Below are 20,920 nucleotides of genomic sequence, written 5' to 3'. Positions count from 1 at the left end.
TAGTTTGACATTAAGATAAATCAGTTTGGCCTTACTTAACGGAGAACCATTAAGCCTTAGGACGCTTCACGCCGTACTTGGAGCGAGCCTGCTTACGGTCTTTAACACCTGAGCAGTCCAGCGCACCACGAACGGTGTGGTAACGAACACCCGGAAGGTCTTTAACACGACCGCCACGGATCAGGATCACGGAGTGCTCCTGAAGGTTGTGACCTTCACCACCGATGTAGGAAGTCACTTCAAAACCGTTAGTCAAACGCACACGGCATACTTTACGCAGTGCGGAGTTTGGTTTTTTAGGAGTGGTGGTATATACACGAGTACATACGCCACGTTTCTGCGGGCAGGCTTCCAGCGCAGGCACGTTGCTTTTTGCAACTTTGCGTGCACGTGGTTTGCGTACCAGCTGGTTAACTGTTGCCATTAAATAGCTCCTGGTTTTAGCTTTTGCTTCGTAAACACGTAATAAAACGACCTCATACAATATGAGGACGCGAAATTTTAGGGCTACGTCGAAAAGGTGTCAAGAAATATACAGCGATCTCAAATCACCAGTTCATTTGACTGGCGTGCGTCACAGTAAGATTGACGAAATCAGTATAGCCAACCACGTCAATTTTGGCTGAAATTTGACCAGAAAGACCCCGCGCATCCAGATCCTCTTTCAGCGCAGAGACTGTAATGGGGGCATTCGCGAGGATTTCAACAAAACGGCTGCCTTCAAGCGCCGCGAGCACGCCATCCTGAATCAGCAGCAGATCATCACCTTCGCGCAGCATGCTCAGTAACGTGTCGATATCACATTGCCACGGTGAACGGCTCAGGGTATGGAGCATGACAGCCTCAGAAAGTCAGAACGGTATCGTAGTGAGAGAGTTGTTCGCGCAGCGCAGCAGATGTCAGGATCGTCACGTCCAGCACGAACGGTGTTATCTCGTTTAACCCACGCGCGGCCAGCGAGTCGGCGCACACATAGAAGGTTTCAATGTCATAGAGCGGCAGAACTTTAAAGGTCGCAATGTAGTCGCGCGCAAGAATGGCCTGCGGTTGTTGGCCTGCAAGAAGCTGGAATACGCCATCGCCTAAAAAGAAGACGCCGATATCTTCGGTTAATGCCGATGTCGCGAGCAATGCATCCAGCCCTTCCCGGCCTGAAGCGCTGCCATGCGGCGCAGAAGTAAAAACAAACGCTACGCGCTTCATCAAAATTGCACCACTCTGTCGCAGGTCAACGCCGCCTGTGCCAGGGCACCTAGACCACTGAGGGAAAAGCCCGGTTGCAGGTTAGCCCCCGCCAGACCAAGGCGTTCGGCTTCGGTCGCATCCGTCACGCCGCGACGCAGTGCCGCCGCGACGCAGATATGCAGGTCAACGCCCTGCGTTTCGTTTAATTTTTGCCAGGCGCGCACAAGGTCAAACTCATCGCTCGCCGGGGACGTAAACTGGTTCGCGTTATAGACCCCTTCACGATAGAAGAAGACGCTTGCCAGTTCATGACCGGCATCAAGCAGCGCATGGGCAAACTGTAGCGCGCTGCTGGCCTGCTGGGTACCGTACGCCGGGCCCGTCACCATTAACGCAAAACGCATTACTTGTCTTGTCCCAGAAAGTCGCCGCTTTTGAACTGGCGAATATAGAGGTAAACCGTGTGTTTGGAGATATTCAGGCGATCGGCCACCTGGTTGATGGCATCTTTGATATCAAAAATCCCTTTCTCATAGAGGTTCAGGACGATCTGACGATTCTTGGCGTTGTTGGATACGTTGCGATCGGCATTCACCTCTTCAATGGTGAACTCCAGCGTCTGGGTCACGAGATCCTCAACCGAAGAAGCAAAGTTCACCGATGAGCCCACGTCCGGCGTTTCTGGCGGGATGAAGGTGCTCATGATTTGCGAGAATGGCACATCAAGGTTCATGTTGATGCACAGCAAACCGATTACCCGGTGTTCGCGGTTTCGAATCGCGATCGTTTCTGATTTCATCAGCACGCCGCTTTTGGCGCGGGTGAAATAGCATTTTGAGACGCTGCTGTCCGCGCCGGTCATGTCATGCAACATACGCAATGCAAGGTCGGTGATTGGCGAACCAATTTTACGGCCAGTGTGCTCACCATTCGCAATGCGGATAGCGGAACACTTAAGATCTTGCAGGGAATGCAATACGATTTCGCAGTGGGAACCAATGAGCATCGCTAACCCGTCCACTACCGCTTCGTAGGATTTCAGAATATCGAAGTCGGTCTGGTCAAATGGACGTTGATCCAGCAAATCAAGTTCACTGGTTTCGTTGGTTAAAAGCGACCTGGACATGAAAAAAACACTCCTTTTCAGGAGCCTGTCGTTAGGTTTTCAGGGCAGGCTCATTATCTACACGGACAACTAAATTAATACAGCGTGTATAACGCTTTCCAGTGTTAATTATATCTGCCCCACAATAAAAAAACCGCCGCCTGTAAAGGCGGCGGTTTTTTTCAGCATTACTTCTTAGCTGCTGCGGCTTTGTCGTCAGCCGGTGCGTCTGTTTTCGCATCCGCTTTCGGCGCCGGTTTGATGTCCAGCAGTTCTACATCAAATACCAGCGTGGAGTTAGCCGGGATACCCGGAACGCCGGTTTTGCCGTAAGCCAGATCCGGTGGGATGACCAGCTTGATTTTACCGCCTTTCTTGATGTTCTTCAGGCCTTCGGTCCAGCCCGGGATCACACCATCCAGACGGAAGGAGAGAGGCTCACCACGGGTATAAGAGTTATCGAACTCTTTACCGTCGATCAGCGTACCTTTGTAGTTCACCACAACGGTGTCGCTGTCTTTAGGCGCGTCGCCAGTACCTTCTTTCTCAACCTTATAGATCAGGCCAGTAGAAGACGTTTTAACGCCTTTCTCTTTAGCGAACTTGTCGCGGTAGGCTTTGCCTTTCGCTTCGTTATCTTTAGCATCTGCTTCCATCTTGGTCTGAGCGGCGCCTTTCACGCGCGCTTCAAACGCTTGCAGAGTCTGCTCGATTTCCTGGTCAGACAGTTTGCTCTTGTCTGCGAACGCATCCTGGACCCCTGCGATCAGCTGGTTTTTGTCCAGTTTGATGCCCAGTTTCTCTTGTTCTTTCAGAGAGTTTTCCATGTAACGACCCAGAGACGCGCCAAGTGCGTAGGCGGATTTCTGGTCGTCATTTTTGAATGCCGCTTTGCTGTCTGTAGTCGCAGCAGGCTTCGCAGCAGTATCAGCAGCGAAAGACAGCGGCGCATTGAGCGCTACAGCCATAGTGGTCGCCAGCAGCGTAACTTTAAACAGTGATTTCATCCATATCTCCAGGACCTGAGGTCTCTCACCCCAGTGTTAAACGTAAATGAGTGACGTACTATAAAACGTTGTGGAAGAAATCTACAGACAGACTCCCCCGAATGTCGCTTCTTTTCAGACTATTTTTGTTTAAATAAGTTTCTTGTCAGGGAGATGGATACTGTACTTAAGGAAAAAGTCAGCTAAACTTCGCCGCCGCTGGTCCATTATGGCGAACGACAGATAAACGAGGTGAATGATGAAGGATACAACGATCGAAGCGAGACTGGCTGAGCTGGAAAGCCGCCTGGCTTTTCAGGACATCACCATCGAAGAACTGAACCAGACCGTGACGGCCCATGAGCTTGAAATGGCAAAACTGCGCGATCACATGCGCCTGCTGACGGAAAAGCTGAAGGCCACGCAGCCGTCAAACATTGCCTCTCAGTCAGAAGAGACGCCACCACCTCATTATTGAGGCGTAAAAAAAGCGGGATTATCCCGCTTTTTTATTTTCCGGAGTACGGAATCAGTGGCAACCGCAGCCGCCGGTACCGCAACCACCTTTACCGTGGCCGTGGTCATGACCATGGTCGTGGCCGTGACCACCGCAGCAGCCGTCATGGCCGTGATCGTGGTCATGGTCGTGACCGTGCGCACCGTGAACGTGGCCATGAGCCAGCTCTTCTTCAGTCGCTTCACGGATCGCAACAACTTCTACGTTGAACTTCAGGTTCTGACCCGCCAGCATGTGGTTGCCGTCAACCACAACGTGGTCGTCTTCAACTTCAGTGATTTCAACCGGAACCGGACCCTGGTCAGTTTCCGCCAGGAAGCGCATGCCAACCTGCAACTCGTCAACGCCCATGAATACGTCTTTAGGAACGCGCTGAACCAGGTTGTCGTCATACTGACCGTAAGCGTCGTTCGCGCCTACAGCAACGTCGAATTTGTCGCCAACTTCATGGCCTTCCAGCGCCGTTTCCAGGCCGGAAATCAGGGAACCGTGACCATGCAGGTAGTCCAGCGGCGCACTCACCGGAGACTCATCAACCAACACACCGTCTTCTGTACGTACCTGATAGGCCAGGCTGACCACCAGGTCTTTTGCTACTTTCATGATATCTCCTGAGCGTGGGAAAATTGCTGGCGCAGATTGTAGCGGAAATCTGCACCCGTGTACCCTTAAGCTTAAAAAAACTCAGAGCATATCGCTAGTCTGGATGAAAAATGCCGATCACTTGCTCTTCTTTGCGAACATGATCGCGGGCTTCTTTGTCGGCCTCACGCATCTGGTGACCGCACTTAACACATTCAACGATATCGATATTATTTTCACGCCACATGGCCAGCGTATCTTGCGCCTGGCAGGATGGGCATTTTGCGCCCGCGATAAAGCGTTTACGTACAGCCATCTTTCGTTACCCTTTATTCAAATTCATCCCAGCCGTCGAGCTGGCGTCGTTCCTGTTGCATCTCACGCTGGAAGATCTCCTCCAGTTCGCGACGCGCTTCCCGCACGCGGGAGATCTGCGCCGTGTCGCTGTGCACGGGCATCAGTTCACGCAGCATTCGCATATCCAGCCTGCGGAAATGCATCTGGGCGCGTTGCGCCTGATGAGGATGCATACCCAGCGAAACCAGCGCCTTGCGTCCCAGCTCCAGCGCGCTGGAGAAGGTTTCGCGGGAGAAGTGTTTCACACCCGCCTGCAAAAGTTCGTGAGCCTCCACACGTCCACGCGCACGCGCCAGAATATGCAGATGCGGGAAATGCTGCTGGCACAGCTCCACCAGCTTCATCGTGTCTTCCGGATCGTTGCAGGTGATGACGATGGACTCCGCAGCCTCTGCGCCCGCCGAGCGCAACAGCTCAAGCTGCGTCGCATCGCCGTAGTACACCTTATAACCATATTTGCGCATCAGGTTGACGGCGCTGATATCGCGCTCCAGCACCGTAATGCGCATTTTATTTGCCATCAACAGGCGACCAATCACCTGTCCGAAGCGACCAAAGCCCACAACGATCACCTGCGGTTTATCATCTTCCACCCACGGCGCTTCGTCTTCATCGTCTGCGGGATTCAGGCGGCGCGACAGCAGTTTGTCCACCAGCTTCATCAGCAGCGGGGTGGTCATCATCGACAGCGTGACCGTCACCAGCAGCAGCGCCATCTGGTCATCTTTGAACAGCTTCTGAGACGACGCCGTGGAAAACAGCACAAACGCAAATTCTCCCCCCTGGCTTAACACGCTGGAAAACTGCATTCTTTCCGAGCTGCGCAGCCCGTAAATCCTCGCGAGGAGATACAGCACCAGCGTTTTGACCGCCACCAGCACGGCGACACTCGCAATAACCCACAGCAGATGGGTATAGAGCACGCCAAGATTAAGCGCCATACCCACCGAGATAAAGAACAGCCCTAGCAGCAGCCCCTTAAACGGATCGATGGCGGTCTCCAGCTCGTGGCGGTACTCGCTTTCCGCAAGCAGCACCCCGGCGATAAACGTCCCAAGCGCCATCGACAGCCCCAGCGCATCCATAAACAGCGCTGAGCCAAGCACCAGCAGCAGCGTTGCGGCGGTGAATACCTCGCGCACGCCAGATGCTGCAATAAACCGGAATACCGGACGCAGTAAAAACCGTCCGCCGATCAGCATCCCCGCGAAGGCCAGCACCTTCATGGAAATCTTCATCCAGTCGAAATGATCGTCTCCGGATCCCGCCAGCAGCGGCACCAGCGCCAGCGCCGGGATCACCGCTAAATCCTGGAACAGCAGCACCGAAAAGCCCAGTTGCCCCGCCTCGTTGCGGTTCATCCCTTTGTCGCGCATCAGCTGAAGCGCCATCGCCGTCGACGACATCGCAAGACCGATCCCGCCAATCACCGCGGCCTGCCAGGAAAACTGCGTCAACATCAGCAGTCCCGCGAGAATGGCCGCGCTGAGTAACACCTGCGCCGCCCCGACGCCAAAAATAGATTGCCGCAGCTGCCACAGCTTGGAGGGGTTCAGCTCAAGGCCAATGATGAACATCAGGAAGACCACGCCCAGTTCAGAGAAGTGGAGAATTTCATCCACATCGCTGATAAACCCAAGCCCCCAGGGGCCAATGGCTATCCCAGCCAGCAAATAACCCAGCACCGCGCCAATGCCGAGACGCGCGGCAAGCGGGACCGCGACGACGGCGGCGAACAAAAACAGCACCCCGGCAAGGAGTAAATTCGAACCGTCCATTAGCGTCCTCCCGCCGGAATCGGTGACGCCAGCCATTCGCCATAGGCCCTGGCATGGCTCGCCAGCGCTTTCGGATCCTGCCGCCGTGCCCAGTAGATAATAATCGGGCTCATCCAGTGCATACGGCACATCGCCGCCGTCAGCTCAAACGGCCGCAGAATGTCGCTCATGGGGTAACGGTTCAGCCCGTCGTGACGGTAAGCGCTTTCCGGCTCACCGGTGGTAATGACACTCCGCCAGTACTTTCCCGCCAGCTGGTTGCCCCCCACCCCGCTGGAGAAGCCCCGGCTCAGCACGCGGTCCAGCCACTCTTTCAGCAATGCCGGACAGCTGTATGTATAAAGCGGATGCTGGAACACAATCACGTCGTGCTGACGCAGCAGTTCCTGCTCGTAAGGAATATCGATAAAAAAATCGGGATAGTGCGCGTAGAGATCGTGCACCGTTACGTTACTGAGCTGTGTGGCCGGCTTAAGCAGCACCCGGTTCGCCACCGAGTCCTGTGATTCCGGATGGGCATACAGCAGCAGCACTTTCGCTGTCTGAGACATCATTCCCCTCCCGGTTCTGTTTTTGTGTATTGTTGTCGTTTTGGGCTACCATGGCGGCCCGGTGGGGAAAATGGCCCACACCTTACATTATCATAATGACAAATTAACATAGTCGGAACATACGGCGCTTCTATGATTGTTTTCTCCTCGTTACAAATTCGTCGCGGCGTGCGCGTCCTGCTGGATAACGCGACTGCTACCATCAACCCGGGCCAGAAAGTGGGGCTGGTCGGCAAAAACGGCTGCGGTAAATCCACCCTGCTGGCACTGCTGAAAAACGAGATAAGCGCGGATGGCGGTAACTTTACCTTCCCGGGCAACTGGCAGCTCGCCTGGGTGAACCAGGAGACGCCCGCACTGAGCGAACCCGCGCTCGACTATGTTATCGACGGCGACCGTGAATACCGCAAGCTCGAAGCAGAGCTCAACGCCGCCAACGAACGCAACGACGGCCACGCCATCGCCACCGTCCACGGCAAGCTGGACGCCATCGATGCCTGGACCATTCGCTCCCGCGCCTCCAGCCTGCTGCACGGCCTGGGTTTCAGCAACGAACAGCTTGAACGCCCGGTGAGCGATTTCTCCGGCGGCTGGCGTATGCGCCTCAACCTGGCGCAGGCGCTGATCTGCCGCTCCGACCTCCTGCTGCTCGATGAACCCACCAACCACCTCGATCTCGATGCGGTTATTTGGCTGGAGAAGTGGCTCAAGAGCTATCAGGGCACTCTGATTCTGATCTCCCACGACCGCGACTTCCTCGATCCGGTGGTGGATAAAATCATTCATATCGAACAGCAAAGCATGTTCGAATACACCGGCAACTACAGCTCTTTCGAGCGCCAGCGCGCGACGCGCCTTGCCCAGCAACAGGCGATGTATGAAAGCCAGCAGCAGCGCGTGGCGCACCTGCAAAGCTTTGTGGATCGCTTCAAGGCCAAGGCGTCAAAAGCCAAGCAGGCGCAGAGCCGCATCAAGATGCTGGAACGCATGGAGATGATCGCTCCCGCGCATGTGGATAACCCATTCCACTTCAGTTTCCGCGAGCCGGAGAGCCTGCCGAACCCGCTGCTGAAAATGGAAAAAGTGAGCGCGGGCTATGGCGATCGCATTATCCTCGACTCTATCAAGCTCAACCTGGTGCCGGGTTCACGCATTGGCCTGCTGGGGCGTAACGGCGCCGGTAAATCGACGCTGATCAAGCTGCTGGCGGGCGAGCTTAACCCGGTCAGCGGCGAAATCGGCCTGGCGAAAGGCATCAAGCTTGGCTACTTCGCCCAGCATCAGCTGGAATTTTTACGCGCGGATGAATCGCCGATCCAGCACCTGGCGCGCCTGGCGCCGCAGGAAATGGAGCAGAAGCTGCGCGACTACCTCGGCGGCTTTGGCTTCCAGGGCGATAAGGTGACTGAAAATACAGCGCGTTTCTCCGGTGGTGAAAAAGCGCGTCTGGTACTGGCGCTGATCGTCTGGCAGCGTCCAAACCTGCTGCTGCTTGATGAACCAACCAACCACCTCGATCTCGACATGCGTCAGGCGCTGACCGAAGCGCTGATTGAGTTCGAAGGGGCGCTGGTTGTCGTGTCGCACGATCGCCACCTGATCCGCTCCACCACCGACGATCTCTATCTGGTACACGGCGGCAAAGTCGAACCGTTTGACGGCGACCTGGAAGACTACCAGCAGTGGCTGACGGACGTGCAGAAGCAGGAAAACCAGCCGGAAGAGTCAGCGAAAGACAACGCCAACAGCGCCCAGGCGCGTAAAGACCAGAAGCGCCGTGAAGCGGAGCTGCGCACCCAGACGCAACCGCTGCGTAAAGAGATTGCCCGCCTCGAAAAAGAGATGGAAAAGCTCAACGCCACGCTTGCTGCCGTCGAAGAGAAGCTGGGCGACAGCGAACTGTACGATCAGAGCCGCAAAGCGGAGCTGACGGACTGTCTGCAAACTCAGGCGAAAACCAAATCCAGCCTCGAAGAGTGCGAAATGGCATGGCTGGACGCGCAGGAACAGCTGGAAGCGATGCTGCAAGCCGACTAACACGCCGGGAGGGTTATGAGCTTCGATACCACGAGCGAGATTACATTCCGTAAGCTCAGCATCTTCATGACGTTCATGGAGAAGGGCAATATCGCACGTACCGCCGAAACGCTCGGCCTGAGCGGCGTCAGCGTGCACCGCGCGCTGCATACCCTGGAAGAGAATGTCCGCTGCCCGCTCTTTACCCACAAAGGGCGTAACCTGATTGCCCTCCCCTCCGCATGGACGCTGCTGGAGTATTGTCAGGAGGTGATGCAGGTGATGGAGCGCGGGCTGGAAGAGTCGCGCAAGATCGCCGGTATCGGCCAGGGACGGTTGCGCGTCGGCACGCTCTACTCGCTGACTCTGGAAACCGTGCCGCGTCTGATAATGGGCATGAAGCTGCGCCGTCCGGATCTGGAGATGGATCTGACGATGGGCTCGAACGAAACCCTGCTCCATATGCTGGATGAGGGATCGCTGGATGCGATTTTAATCTCTATCTCCGAAAGCGATATCGACCGTAACAGCCTCGAAGTGCTTCCTCTGTTCCATGACGATATTTTCCTTGCCGCACCGGCTTCTGCCACGCTCAATACCAGCGGCCCCGCCGATCTGCGTGATTATAAAGATCAGAAGTTTGTCGCCCTCGCGGAAGGGTTCGCCACGTATGCGGGGTTTCAGGAAGCGTTTCATATCGCCGGTTTTGAGCCGGAGATTGTGACGCGCGTGAACGATATCTTCTCGATGCTGAGCCTGGTGCAGGCGGGGGTCGGGTTTACGCTGATGCCGGGCAGGATGAAGAAAGTGTACGAAAATTCGGTGCAGCTACTGAAGCTGGCGCAGCCGTACCAGATGCAGCAGCTGATTGCGATCGTCTTTGCCCGCAACCGCGAGCAGGATCCGAGCCTGCGGGCGCTGGCCGCGGAAGGGCGGATGTATGCCAGAAGTTTGCAGGATAGTGCCTGATGTTATTGCCCGGTGGCGCTACGCTTACCGGGCAAAAAGTCACCGCTGAAGCCGACCCGCCAGATGCACCGCCACATCCACTCCGCTGCGCTCCAGCGAAATGGATTCGCCTTCCCACGCCGCCTGCCGCGTCAGACAGGTCAGAATACCCCCAGGCGGCATCTCAATCGCCAGACGCGCTTCGCGCTCGTTAGCGGAAATCACCGCCTCCTGCCAGCGCACGGTTCGCGCCATATTCATCGCCAGGTCGTCGGCAATTTTCTCTGGCTGCCAAAGCACGCGCCCGGTACTGCCGCTCAGGTACGCGCAGCGGGGGCGTGAAAGCGTGACTGATTCAAACGCCGCGGCCAGCTTCTGCGCCGGTTCCGCCAGCAATTCACAGTGCGACGGCACGCTTACCGCCAGCCGTTTGGCCTTGTTCGCGCCCTTCGCCAGCGCGCGTTCGGCTACCTGCGCCATGCCGTCATCGGCTCCGGCAATCACGATCTGCGTTTCGGCGTTCAGGTTAGCGATATAGGTTCCTGTCCCCTGAATCAGGTTTTCCACCTGGGGCAGGGTCAACCCCATTATCGCCGTCAGGCCGTAGCCGTGGGGATACGCCTGCTCCATCAGATCGCCGCGCAGCGCCACCAGCTTCAGCGCGTCCGTAAAGTCCAGCGCACCGGCGATAACCGCCGCAGGATAAGCGCCAATGGACAGCCCGCTGACGATATCCGGCGACACGCCGCGACGTTCCAGCTCGCGCGCCCAGGCCACGCCTGCAATCAACAGCGAAAGCTGAACCGCGCGGGTGTGGGTTAACGAGGATGCGCTGTCCAGGGTATCAACTTCCGCCCCCAGCACAGCACGGGCCTGCTCCAGCTCTGTTCCCGGCAGGTTTTGCAGCATACCTTCATGCTGTGTGCCCTGCCCTGGAAAGGTAAACAGTATTTTCATTACTCCTCCCTGTGCCATGGATCCGCCACCAGGCGCGGCCCATATTGCGTTTTTAACAGCGTTTTGCCGTCGCGTAACCATTCCGCCAGCGCGAATCCGCCCTCGGGCGTATCCACCTGTGTATCCGCCCGGCACAACGCACGACTGAGCTGAGCCTGCCAGTCAGTAAACGCCTCAGGGGAAACGGTACACGGGGCGCGGATCAGCAGATCGAGATCGCTGTCGGCGTGGATCACCGGAATGCCGGTCGCCAGCGCGTAACCCGTACTGCCGGTTATCCCCCACGTCCACGGCCATGACTGCTGCGCAAGCTGAAGCGCCACCTGAACCGGCGGCTGGGTGATAAACGGCGAACGCAGCAGGTCGGCGGCAACGCTCAAATCTTCGGGCGACACCACGCGCAACACGTTCTCAGGCTTCACCCATCCGGCCGCCCGCTGGTCGCGGCGCAATCCCCGCACGCCAACGGGAATACGGCCTTCATTATCAACATCACGCCGCACCACTACCGGCAGCCCGGTATGCCAGGCCGCGTCCACCCAGGATTCAGTAATCCCTTCCAGGGCGTCGCGCGCGGTAAGCCAGATGAGGTCGTGTGGGCGTAATGTTGTGGTCATGATTACATTCCTGAAGTCAGCGAGATAAACAGCGGCAGCGACAGGATACACAGTATGGAGCTCAACAGCAGCACGGCTTCAGCATCCGGCGACTGCACGCCAAAGCGGTTACCGAACACCACGCCAAAGAAGCCCGCAGACAGCGCAATCATCAGGATGGCGGTGATAGCCACTGAGCCGTGCAGACCGAAGATTAAAACGATACCCCAGGCAATCGCTGGTTGGATCAGCAGCTTGGCGATAGTAGAAGTGATCACCATGGTGTTGATCTGAAGCTTACGGGCAGAGAGGATCACGCCGGTCAGGAACAACGCCGCAGCGGTCGCGGACAGTCCCAGCGGTTTAATCGCCGCCAGCACCAGCTCCGGCATTGTGATGCCGATAGCGGACAGGATCACACCCAGCAGCGGGCCCATCACGATCGGTTTTTTAATGGAGCGCCACATCAGCACCGGCAGCATGGAAAGCGTTGAACCCGAGTTATTGCCTTCGACGCGCGCTTTCTCACGCTCCAGAATCAGCAGGCAGAACGGGGTCATCAGCACTGAACCACAGGCGATGGAGACCGCCACGGACAGCGACGTTGAAGAGCCTTCGCCCAGCACGCTGCCCAGAATCGGCAGGCCAAGCGCCGCGTAGTTTGGCAGGGCGACGGTCAGCGTCAGCACGGCCGCATCCTGCGGGGATTTTTTAAATACGTTTGTCGCGAGGAAGTAGATGACCGCATAGGTGATCCACATCGCCAGGGTGAGCACCAGGATCAGCGGCGACTGCGCCACGATGCCGGTCCACGGGGTTTGCACGGTGGCGCTGAATAGCGCGGCCGGGAGTGCAAAATCCATCACGAAGATATTCAGCAGGGAAACATTTTTGTTATCGACCATCTTTGCCTTACCGGCCCAGAATCCCAGCAGCATGATGACGAAAATCGGTGCAAGAGCATGAACAATTACGTAAGTCATAAATCACCTGTAGTAAAAAAGTTTAAGCACTGGCGCGATGTTTATTATTTTCAGGATGCAGGTTCCCGCGTGGACGCAACGGGCGCGCCCACGGGGTGATGCATCTGGCAGGTCTCTTTTTACTTACCAGCTGGCTCGCATACGTTCACGTACGAGCGCTGAGCTGCGGCGGTTGTCAGCACCCAGACGGTTTTTCAACGTGGTGTCCTGACGAGCGTCACTGATGGCCTGTTGCAGGGTGGTTTTCACCCGCGTCAGATCGCTTTCGGAAGGGGCATCCGGATTGCTGATATCCAGCAGGTCGGAAAGCAGCCCCAGCGTGGCGTAGTTGCTGATGTCGTACGCCATTGGCGGAATGGTTGCCGCCAGTTTTTCCAGCGCCTCAACGGTACGCAGCGTAATGCGCGCCGCAGACTCTTTGCCCATCGCGTGGATCAGCACGCCTTTATCGTTGAAGGCTATAAGGCGATTAGCCTGGTAGCCGTGCGCCAGAAACGCGCCGGACATGGCCTTACCGACGATAAGACCAATCACCGGATGCCCCGCTAAACGCGCGTTGGCGTAGGCGGCAGCGGCTCCGGCCAGCGCCTGGTGGATACCAAACGCCTCTTCGCGACGACCATAGGCCTGGCTTGGGACGTCGATCACCGCCACAATCGGGCGCTTCACGGCTTTATCAGCGTCAGCAGCTACGGTTTCGCTGACCACTTTTGCCAGCGTCCAGCCTTCCAGCAGGCCGACTTCCCCTTGCGCCGCGCGCGGGAAGTGGTTGTTGGCGTCCGGCACCACGGCGACAAAGCGCACCGTTTCACCGTTCAGCTCGCCATCTGCCGCCTGCACGGACGGGCATAACCCTTCCAGACGTTTGGCGTTAGGGGCGAGGGTTTCCAGCCAGAGTTCGCCACGGCTTATTGAAGTACTCATCATTTCACCTCCCGGGCAAAAAGCGCTTTAATCTGTTCGGCATCGGCCTGTTTGCGGGTGTCGAAATTCGTCAGACGGCTCAGGTAATCGTCGTAGTTATCGGTGCGATGTTTCCCCGGTACGCCTTTGGCGATGGCCTCGTTCATCGCGGCTTTCACCGCGTTCACGCCGTCGCCGACGAGCGCGTCCACCAGCCCGCTTTCATAGCGCACTTCGCCGCCGGTCATGCTCCAGATAAACGGACGGTCGCGGGAGTCGTACTCTTCAATGCCCGCTTCCTGCTCAATAACCTGCGGGCCGTTGAGGCCAAGACGCGCTTCGCGGGTCACAATCAGGTAACTGCACAGCGCCGCGGCGATAGACATCCCGCCGAAGCAGCCTACGGTCCCGGCGACAATCCCGACGACCGGGGTATAGCGACGCAGGTCAACGATCGCAGCGTGGATATCGGCAATCGCCGCCAGGCCAAGGTTGGCTTCCTGCAAACGTACGCCGCCGGTTTCGAGGCACAGTACCGCCTGAGTCGGAATGCCGTTGCGGTTATCTTCCGCCGCCAGCTCCAGCGCCGCCGCCATTTTGGCGCCGGACACTTCGCCCATGCTGCCGCCCTGGAAGGTGCCTTCAATCGCCACCACCACCGCAGGCTGGCCGTTGATGGTCCCTTTCGCGACCACCATGCCATCATCAGCCTGAGGAACAATCCCCTGTGGCCCAAGCCATGGAGAAATAATGCCTTCGAACGGATCCAGCAGTTCGCGGTAGCTGCCGTCGTCGAGCAGCGCCTGTGCACGCTGGCGCGCTTTTAGTTCGATAAAGCTGCTGTCATCACGCATGATTCACCCCTTCAAAGACCTGTTCGATACGAATGCGTGCCACGCCCGGCGTCGCGCCGAAGTCGTGGATGGTCAGCTTACCTGCGGGCAGGCTGCTGACGGTTTGCAGGCGGTTGAACAACGCCTCCCAGCGCCCGCGGCTGTTGTCGACGGAGGTGGTGATATCAATGGTTAAGGTCTGGCCCGGTTCGGCGGTGAAAAGCACCTCCATATCCCCGGAACCGACTACCCCTGCCAGCGCCCTGCCGCTTACTTCGCGGCTGGCGGGCACGGTCAATGTGATTTTTTCCATAACATCCTCTTAATGCTTTGAATAGGGCGTTTCGACGCGGTCAAGAAACAGCGTGGCGGCAAGCAGGTCTGCGGCTCCGCCCGGCGAGGCGTTAAGCGCCAGCATCTGACGGTCTAACCGCGCCAGCGCCTGCTGCCCGGCGAGCGTTGCGCATCCTCCGGCGTTCAGCACTGCACGGGCGCCGTTCTGCATGGCGTCCAGCCCCTCCATGCCGGCGCGCGACAGCACGCAGGTGTCGGTGAGCGAGGTCATGATCGCCATCAGCGCGTCGAGTCTGGCCTGCGTTTCGCTGCTGCCGTTGAGACGGCTGAGGCGAAGCTGCGGCAGCGCGCGCTGCATGATGTGCGGAAACGCCTGCTGAGCCTCTTCACGCGCACCCGGTACACGGTAGCGGTGCGTGACGCGTAACCCCTTGCTGAACACTTTCGGCGCCGCGTCATCCGGCAGCTTCGCCAGCTGAGCGGCGATGTTCGCGACGGTTTGCGCCCGGGCATCGCCGCCCAGCATCGCCACCGCGCTCACCAGCAATCCCAGCGCCCAGATCGCGCCACGGTGCGTGTTCACGCCGTCGGTAGCGACCATCATCTGCCGTTCACCTTCGCGACCCAGGCGGCCAACGGTTTGCCGGAGGGCAATATCCGCCGGACGCTGCCAGCTCTGCTGCGCCAGCGCCTGAAACGTGGGGGTCAGGCTGCGAGCGGAGCGCTCCATCAGCGCAAGCGATAAATCGTGGTGCGCGCCGTTCCCCCGGCTGTCCACCAGACCGGGCTTCGGGCTTAAACGTGCTTCGTCAATCAGACACTGCGTGGCGGTTCGCGCCAGCCATTCGGCACCGCCTTCAACCTGGATCTGGGGCAGAAGTTTCATTACCAGCTCCGGAATTTCGCAGGTGGGTTATACAGACCACCGGACCACTCAACGAGATCAGCCACGCTGCCCGCAGCCAGCAGAGAGCGAGTGGCATCGGTACGACGAATGCCCATATCTTCCGGATACACAACCTTGCCGCTCTGGCGCAGTTCCGCCACGCGTTTGGCGTCAACGCCCAGACCGATATCGGTGATACCCGCCACGGCGGCGACCATGGCGCGACGCTCTTCCAGATCTTTCGCCCGGTAGAGGTAAGCAATCCCCTCTTCCGTCAGCACGTGGGTGACGCCATCGCCGTAAATCATGACCGGCGCCAGCGGCATACCGGAGGCTTTCGCGACGTCAACAGCGTCGAGTTTTTCCACGAAGGTTGGCTTCACGCCCGCCTGGAAGGTTTCCACCATCTGCACAACCAGCTTTTTACCGCGCTGCATCGGGTCAGGCTCGGTGATCATGTTCAGCCAGGCCGGTGTGGCGTGGCGACGACCGTGCGGATCGTGGCCCATGTTTGGCGCGCCGCCGAAGCCGGAAAGACGGCCGCGAGTCACGGTTGAGGAGTTAGCGTAACCATCAACCTGTAGCGTGGAGCCGATAAACATATCGACCGCGTACTGACCAGCCAGCTGACAGAAGGCGCGGTTAGAGCGCATGGAGCCGTCAGCACCGGTAAAGAACACGTCCGGACGAGCGCGGATGTACTCTTCCATCCCCAGCTCGCCGCCGAAGCAGTGGACGCTCTCCACCCAGCCGCTTTCGATGGCCGGGATCAGCGTTGGATGCGGGTTCAAAGTCCAGTGTTTACAGATTTTGCCTTTGAGTCCGAGCTGTTCGCCGTAGGTTGGCAGCAGCAGTTCGATCGCTGCGGTATTAAAGCCAATCCCGTGGTTCAGGGACTGCACCTGGTGTTCGGCGTAGATGCCTTTAATCGCCATCATCGCCATCAGGATGTGTTCCTGTTTAATCAGGCGCGGGTCGCGGGTGAAGAGCGGCTCAATAAAGAACGGCTTGTCCGCCACCACCACGTAATCGATCCAGGAGCCCGGAATATCGACGCGCGGCATGTCGCACTCGTCGTCCACCAGCTCGTTCACCTGCGCGATGACGATGCCGTCGTGGAACGCGGCGGCTTCCACCAGCGCCGGGGTATCTTCGGTACTCGCCCCGGTATAGAGGTTCCCTTTGCGGTCCGCTTTAAAACCGGCAATCAGCGCCACGTTTGGCGAAAGGTCGACATATAAACGTGAGTAGAGTTCGATGTAGGTGTGAATCGCCCCGATTTCGAGCTGACCATCCTCCAGCAGCTGCGAAATGCGCAGGCTTTGCGTACCGGAGAAGGAGAAGTCGAGCTTGCGGGCGATGCCTTTCTCAAAGATGTCCAGATGTTCGCTGCGGCCCACGCTCGGCATGATCATATGCAGATCGTGCACGATTTGCGGGTTCACTTCCGCCAGTGAACGGGAAAGGAAATCCGCCTGCTTCTGGTTGTTGCCTTCCAGAACGACTTTGTCGCCTGGTGCGATCAGTTTTTCCAGCATGGCGACAAGATCGCCGGTTGGCAGTACCTTGCCCTGCACCGGTACGGACGCCAGACGACGCGCTTTCTCACTGCGTCGGGTGTTCCATTGCCGGGTGGGTGTTTGCCCAGATAACATTATTAACCTCCTGATTCAGCACATCATTCTGATTTGCTTAACGTTGAGTAAAGTGTGCGCTCTGGTGAGAAAGGCATCAATTAAGCGTAGAGGCAAATCATTAGCCTGAGAGTAATAATCAAGGTAAATATTTGTGATCGGGATCAGTTCATGTTTCGGAAAAACGGGCTAAACGGGGTACAATTCGGAAGGTATAGTTAATTTCTGACAAGAATCAGCATCGCCCTTATGACCCAAATCATTCCCTCAGACTTCGACATTGCAGCCGAAGAGAGCGCAGAGTTCGTGCCCATGCGCGGTGTGGCTAACCCTCACCTGCAAACCATGCTGCCGCGCCTGATCCGCCGCAAGGTACAGTTCACCCCGCACTGGCAACGCCTGGATTTGCCGGATGGCGACTTTTTGGATCTCGCCTGGAGCGAAGATCCGGATCGGGCCAGACATAAACCCCGTCTGGTAGTGTTTCACGGTCTGGAAGGCAGCCTGCACAGCCCTTACGCACACGGACTCATTGAGGCGGCGAAAGCCCGCGGCTGGCTTGGGGTGGTGATGCATTTTCGCGGATGCAGCGGCGAGCCTAATCGTCAGAAACGCATTTATCACTCGGGTGAAACCGAGGACGGCACCTGGTTCCTGCGCTGGCTAAGAGACAATTTCGGCGAGGCACCAACGGCAGCGGTGGGGTATTCGCTGGGCGGCAATATGCTGGCCTGTCTGCTGGCGAAGGAGAGCGACGCCGTACCGCTGGATGCGGCGGTGATTGTCTCTGCGCCGTTTATGCTGGAGCAGTGCAGCTATCATATGGAAAAGGGCTTTTCGCGAGTGTACCAGCGCTACCTGCTCAACCTGCTGAAAGCCAACGCCGCGCGCAAGCTGAAGGCCTATCCGGATACGCTGCCTGTGACGCTGCAACAGCTCAAACGCGTGAAGCGCCTGCGCGAGTTTGATGATTTGATCACCTCGAAAATTCACGGTTTTGCCGATGCGATTGACTATTACCGTCAGTGCAGCGCCATGCCTTTACTGAATCAAATCACGAAACCCACGCTGATTATCCACGCCAAAGACGATCCGTTTATGGATCATCACTCGATCCCCGCCCCTGACTATCTGCCGGATAACGTGGAGTATCAGCTCACCGAGTTCGGCGGGCACGTCGGCTTTGTTGGCGGCACGCTGCGTCGGCCAAAAATGTGGCTTGAGACGCGTATACCCGACTGGTTAACGGCCTATCTGGACGGTAAAAAATGATTATTCCCTGGCAGGATCTCTCTCCCGAAACGCTCGATAATCTGATTGAAAGCTTTGTCTTGCGCGAAGGCACCGATTATGGTGAACATGAACGTTCGCTTGAACAAAAGGTCAACGATGTTAAGCGCCAGCTTAAAAGCGGCGACGTGGTGCTGGTATGGTCCGAACTGCATGAGACGGTCAATATCATGCCCCGCAACGCGTTTCATGGCTGATCTTTACACTTTTCCAGTCAGGGAGTTGCTATGTCTGCCAGACATCCGGTTATTGCCGTTACGGGTTCGAGTGGGGCGGGAACCACTACCACCAGCCTCGCCTTCCGCAAGATCTTCGCCCAGCTTAACTTACGGGCGGCCGAGGTAGAAGGCGACAGCTTTCACCGCTACACGCGCCCGGAGATGGATATGGCCATCCGCAAGGCGCGCGATCTGGGTAAACACATCAGCTACTTCGGCCCGGAGGCCAATGACTTCGGCCTGCTGGAGCAAACCTTCCGTGAATACGGGCAAAGCGGTACCGGGCAGTCCCGCAAGTATCTCCACACCTACGATGAAGCCGTGCCCTGGAACCAGGTCCCCGGCACGTTCACGCCCTGGCAGCCGCTGCCGGAACCGACTGACGTGCTGTTTTACGAAGGATTGCACGGCGGCGTGGTGACGCCTCAGCACGACGTGGCGCGCCACGTGGATTTGCTGGTGGGGGTGGTGCCGATTGTTAACCTTGAGTGGATCCAGAAGCTGACGCGTGACATGAGCGAGCGCGGCCATTCGCGAGAGGCGGTCATGGACTCGGTGGTGCGCTCCATGGAAGATTACATCAACTTCCTGACGCCGCAGTTCTCCCGAACCCACATTAACTTCCAGCGCGTCCCCACCGTGGACACCTCTAACCCGTTCGCTGCAAAAAGCATCCCGTCGCTGGACGAGAGCTTTGTGGTGATCCACTTCCGCAACCTGGAAGGCATTGATTACCCCTGGCTGCTGGCGATGCTACAGGGTTCGTTTATTTCGCACATGAATACGTTAGTGGTGCCCGGGGGAAAAATGGGGCTGGCAATGGAACTTATCATGACACCGCTGGTGCAGCGGCTGATGGAAGGAAAGCAAATCGCGTGAACATGTTCCCTCTCCCCGTGGGAGAGGGTTAGGGTGAGGGCATCAACACGCACGATGCCCCAATAATTAAGCCTCTATCACTTCATACGAATGGGTGATTTTTACCGCTTTCTCCAGCATTAACGCCACAGAGCAGTATTTCTCCGCAGACAGGTCAACCGCACGCGAGACCGCCGCATCCTTCAGTTCTTTGCCAGTGACGATAAAGTGCAGATTAATATGCGTGAACAGGCGTGGCGCCTCTTCGCGACGTTCTGACGTCAGCTTCACTTCACAATCGGTCACGTCATGACGGCCTTTTTGCAGGATCGACACCACGTCGATCGCGCTGCATCCGCCCGCCGCCATCAGCACCATCTCCATCGGGCTTGGCGCTTTATCGCCGGAGTTGCCATCCATCAAAACCTGGTGCCCGGAAGCAGACTCGCCCAGGAACGTTAACCCTTCAACCCATTTCACACGCGCTTGCATATTCACTCACTCCAACGTTGCATTTTTTATGACAGATTACGTGTACGTTACATTTCTCGCAACGGAAGGCGACCTGCGTCATGCTGAAGCGAGACACCAGGAGACACGCAGCGAAAGCTATGCTAAAACACTCTGGATGCTACAGTAATACATTGACGTTACACATGTATGCAGAGGACATCAAACTTTACTGGCTGCGAAACGTTACGACAGCCGACTTCCCAGGTATGGGTAAGAATTCGATTGCAACCCCAGAGTCCGGATGCATCTTATGACTCTGGTGACAGCTTATAACAGAGGATAACAGCGCATGGTGCTTGGCAAACCGCAAACAGACCCGACTCTCGAATGGTTCTTGTCTCATTGCCACATTCATAAGTACCCATCAAAGAGCACGCTGATTCACCAGGGTGAAAAAGCGGAAACGTTGTATTACATCGTTAAAGGCTCGGTGGCCGTGCTGATCAAAGATGAAGAAGGGAAAGAGATGATCCTTTCTTATCTGAACCAGGGCGATTTTATCGGTGAACTGGGCCTGTTTGAAGAAGGCCAGGAACGTAGCGCCTGGGTTCGTGCAAAAACAGCATGTGAAGTGGCTGAAATTTCTTATAAGAAATTCCGTCAGCTGATTCAGGTCAACCCTGACATCCTGATGCGTCTCTCTTCCCAGATGGCACGCCGTCTGCAAGTGACCTCTGAGAAGGTGGGTAACCTCGCCTTCCTGGACGTGACCGGTCGTATCGCGCAGACGCTGTTGAACCTGGCGAAACAGCCAGACGCCATGACCCACCCTGACGGTATGCAAATTAAAATTACCCGCCAGGAAATCGGTCAGATCGTCGGCTGCTCCCGTGAAACAGTGGGCCGTATCCTGAAGATGCTGGAAGATCAGAACCTGATCTCCGCCCACGGTAAAACCATCGTGGTTTACGGGACCCGTTAATTCCGGTC

26 protein-coding genes are annotated in these 20,920 nt (G+C 57.1%); 7 read left to right on the top strand and 19 right to left on the bottom strand.

Translation table 11 applies throughout. From position 1 onward, the window contains the following. Window positions 1-49: 49 nt before the first annotated feature. The 6 genes from rpsL to fkpA form a co-directional block, all read right to left on the bottom strand. A complete protein-coding gene (gene rpsL, locus AM329_RS20330; RefSeq protein WP_000246815.1) occupies window positions 50-424 on the bottom strand; it encodes a 30S ribosomal protein S12 in 375 nt (124 codons plus the stop codon). A gap of 124 nt (window positions 425-548) precedes the next feature. Then, window positions 549-836 carry a sulfurtransferase complex subunit TusB gene (tusB, locus tag AM329_RS20325; protein ID WP_015571409.1) on the bottom strand — a complete coding sequence of 96 codons (288 nt, stop codon included), beginning with the start codon at window positions 834-836 and terminating at the stop codon, window positions 549-551. A gap of 7 nt (window positions 837-843) precedes the next feature. Further along, window positions 844-1,203 (bottom strand): sulfurtransferase complex subunit TusC, encoded by a 360-nt coding sequence (gene tusC, locus AM329_RS20320; protein ID WP_023323813.1) that lies wholly within the window; start codon window positions 1,201-1,203, stop codon window positions 844-846. Next, window positions 1,203-1,589, bottom strand: coding sequence for a sulfurtransferase complex subunit TusD (tusD, locus tag AM329_RS20315; protein WP_003861699.1), 387 nt, complete (start codon window positions 1,587-1,589; stop codon window positions 1,203-1,205). The genes tusC and tusD overlap by 1 nt, the downstream gene beginning before the upstream one ends. Beyond that, window positions 1,589-2,311 (bottom strand): transcriptional regulator, encoded by a 723-nt coding sequence (locus AM329_RS20310; protein WP_003861697.1) that lies wholly within the window; start codon window positions 2,309-2,311, stop codon window positions 1,589-1,591. The genes tusD and AM329_RS20310 overlap by 1 nt, the downstream gene beginning before the upstream one ends. Before the next feature lie 167 nt (window positions 2,312-2,478). Further along, window positions 2,479-3,297, bottom strand: a complete 819-nt coding sequence (gene fkpA, locus AM329_RS20305; RefSeq protein ID WP_003861695.1) for an FKBP-type peptidyl-prolyl cis-trans isomerase — start codon at window positions 3,295-3,297, stop codon at window positions 2,479-2,481. Window positions 3,298-3,535: 238 nt separating this feature from the next. Here fkpA and AM329_RS20300 point away from each other — a divergent pair, with 238 nt between their 5' ends. Beyond that, on the top strand, window positions 3,536-3,754 hold the full coding sequence (locus AM329_RS20300; RefSeq protein ID WP_003861693.1) for a protein SlyX: 219 nt from the start codon (window positions 3,536-3,538) through the stop codon (window positions 3,752-3,754). A 51-nt stretch (window positions 3,755-3,805) separates the two neighbouring features. On the opposite strand, the gene slyD is transcribed toward AM329_RS20300, so the two are convergent. The 4 genes from slyD to kefG form a co-directional block, all read right to left on the bottom strand. Next, on the bottom strand, window positions 3,806-4,396 hold the full coding sequence (slyD, locus tag AM329_RS20295; protein WP_032608026.1) for a peptidylprolyl isomerase: 591 nt from the start codon (window positions 4,394-4,396) through the stop codon (window positions 3,806-3,808). A gap of 94 nt (window positions 4,397-4,490) precedes the next feature. Beyond that, window positions 4,491-4,691 carry a YheV family putative zinc ribbon protein gene (locus AM329_RS20290; protein ID WP_003861689.1) on the bottom strand — a complete coding sequence of 67 codons (201 nt, stop codon included), beginning with the start codon at window positions 4,689-4,691 and terminating at the stop codon, window positions 4,491-4,493. Window positions 4,692-4,704: 13 nt separating this feature from the next. Continuing rightward, window positions 4,705-6,510, bottom strand: coding sequence for a glutathione-regulated potassium-efflux system protein KefB (gene kefB, locus AM329_RS20285; protein ID WP_003861688.1), 1,806 nt, complete (start codon window positions 6,508-6,510; stop codon window positions 4,705-4,707). After that, window positions 6,510-7,064, bottom strand: coding sequence for a glutathione-regulated potassium-efflux system ancillary protein KefG (gene kefG, locus AM329_RS20280; RefSeq protein WP_059288194.1), 555 nt, complete (start codon window positions 7,062-7,064; stop codon window positions 6,510-6,512). The genes kefB and kefG overlap by 1 nt, the downstream gene beginning before the upstream one ends. 129 nt (window positions 7,065-7,193) lie before the next feature. Between kefG and AM329_RS20270 the strand changes: the two genes are divergently transcribed. Further along, a complete protein-coding gene (locus AM329_RS20270) occupies window positions 7,194-9,098 on the top strand; it encodes an ABC transporter ATP-binding protein (protein WP_003861684.1) in 1,905 nt (634 codons plus the stop codon). 15 nt (window positions 9,099-9,113) lie between these two features. Continuing rightward, window positions 9,114-10,046 (top strand): LysR substrate-binding domain-containing protein, encoded by a 933-nt coding sequence (locus AM329_RS20265; RefSeq protein ID WP_032608027.1) that lies wholly within the window; start codon window positions 9,114-9,116, stop codon window positions 10,044-10,046. Between the two features lie 39 nt (window positions 10,047-10,085). Here the strand turns inward: AM329_RS20265 and mdcH are convergent, their stop codons facing one another. The 8 genes from mdcH to mdcA all read right to left on the bottom strand — a co-directional run bounded on the left by mdcH (window position 10,086) and on the right by mdcA (window position 17,132). Continuing rightward, entirely contained in the window at window positions 10,086-10,982 is an 897-nt protein-coding gene (gene mdcH / locus AM329_RS20260) for a malonate decarboxylase subunit epsilon (RefSeq protein WP_003861680.1), read from the bottom strand. Beyond that, entirely contained in the window at window positions 10,982-11,599 is a 618-nt protein-coding gene (locus tag AM329_RS20255; RefSeq protein WP_003861679.1) for a malonate decarboxylase holo-ACP synthase, read from the bottom strand. Before AM329_RS20255 ends, mdcH begins: the two co-directional genes overlap by 1 nt. A 2-nt stretch (window positions 11,600-11,601) precedes the next feature. Next, complete coding sequence (locus AM329_RS20250) at window positions 11,602-12,561, bottom strand: AEC family transporter (RefSeq protein ID WP_032608028.1); 960 nt, start codon at window positions 12,559-12,561, stop codon at window positions 11,602-11,604. A gap of 123 nt (window positions 12,562-12,684) precedes the next feature. After that, window positions 12,685-13,485, bottom strand: coding sequence for a biotin-independent malonate decarboxylase subunit gamma (gene mdcE / locus AM329_RS20245; RefSeq protein ID WP_032610140.1), 801 nt, complete (start codon window positions 13,483-13,485; stop codon window positions 12,685-12,687). Further along, a complete protein-coding gene (locus AM329_RS20240; RefSeq protein WP_032608030.1) occupies window positions 13,485-14,318 on the bottom strand; it encodes a biotin-independent malonate decarboxylase subunit beta in 834 nt (277 codons plus the stop codon). Before AM329_RS20240 ends, mdcE begins: the two co-directional genes overlap by 1 nt. Continuing rightward, window positions 14,311-14,610: a malonate decarboxylase acyl carrier protein gene (gene mdcC, locus AM329_RS20235; RefSeq protein ID WP_000411786.1), complete on the bottom strand. Its 300-nt coding sequence runs from the start codon at window positions 14,608-14,610 to the stop codon at window positions 14,311-14,313. Before mdcC ends, AM329_RS20240 begins: the two co-directional genes overlap by 8 nt. A gap of 9 nt (window positions 14,611-14,619) precedes the next feature. After that, the gene (locus tag AM329_RS20230) at window positions 14,620-15,477 is read right to left on the bottom strand and encodes a triphosphoribosyl-dephospho-CoA synthase (protein ID WP_032608032.1); all 858 of its coding nucleotides are present in this window, start codon (window positions 15,475-15,477) and stop codon (window positions 14,620-14,622) included. Next, window positions 15,477-17,132 (bottom strand): malonate decarboxylase subunit alpha, encoded by a 1,656-nt coding sequence (gene mdcA, locus AM329_RS20225; RefSeq protein ID WP_032608033.1) that lies wholly within the window; start codon window positions 17,130-17,132, stop codon window positions 15,477-15,479. The genes AM329_RS20230 and mdcA overlap by 1 nt, the downstream gene beginning before the upstream one ends. A 228-nt stretch (window positions 17,133-17,360) precedes the next feature. On the opposite strand from mdcA, the gene AM329_RS20215 reads away from it, so the two are divergent. Genes AM329_RS20215 through AM329_RS20205 form a run of 3 tightly spaced genes read left to right on the top strand, consistent with a single transcriptional unit; the run spans window position 17,361 to window position 19,498 of the window. Further along, window positions 17,361-18,383, top strand: coding sequence for a hydrolase (locus AM329_RS20215; RefSeq protein ID WP_023314942.1), 1,023 nt, complete (start codon window positions 17,361-17,363; stop codon window positions 18,381-18,383). Then, a complete protein-coding gene (locus tag AM329_RS20210) occupies window positions 18,380-18,598 on the top strand; it encodes a YheU family protein (RefSeq protein ID WP_003861664.1) in 219 nt (72 codons plus the stop codon). Before AM329_RS20215 ends, AM329_RS20210 begins: the two co-directional genes overlap by 4 nt. A gap of 30 nt (window positions 18,599-18,628) precedes the next feature. Beyond that, entirely contained in the window at window positions 18,629-19,498 is an 870-nt protein-coding gene (locus AM329_RS20205) for a phosphoribulokinase (protein ID WP_003861663.1), read from the top strand. Between the two features lie 66 nt (window positions 19,499-19,564). Here AM329_RS20205 and AM329_RS20200 read toward each other — a convergent pair whose 3' ends face one another. Continuing rightward, on the bottom strand, window positions 19,565-19,969 hold the full coding sequence (locus tag AM329_RS20200; RefSeq protein WP_023323819.1) for an OsmC family protein: 405 nt from the start codon (window positions 19,967-19,969) through the stop codon (window positions 19,565-19,567). Window positions 19,970-20,279: 310 nt separating this feature from the next. Between AM329_RS20200 and crp the strand changes: the two genes are divergently transcribed. After that, window positions 20,280-20,912: a cAMP-activated global transcriptional regulator CRP gene (gene crp, locus AM329_RS20190; RefSeq protein WP_000242758.1), complete on the top strand. Its 633-nt coding sequence runs from the start codon at window positions 20,280-20,282 to the stop codon at window positions 20,910-20,912. Window positions 20,913-20,920 lie beyond the last annotated feature (8 nt).

It is taken from the genome of Enterobacter cloacae complex sp. AR_0002 (assembly GCF_001922365.1).
GTDB lineage: Bacteria > Pseudomonadota > Gammaproteobacteria > Enterobacterales > Enterobacteriaceae > Enterobacter > Enterobacter hormaechei_C.
The sequence above is the reverse complement of the archived record's forward strand: the minus strand, read 5'-3'. Positions and strand labels throughout refer to the sequence as shown.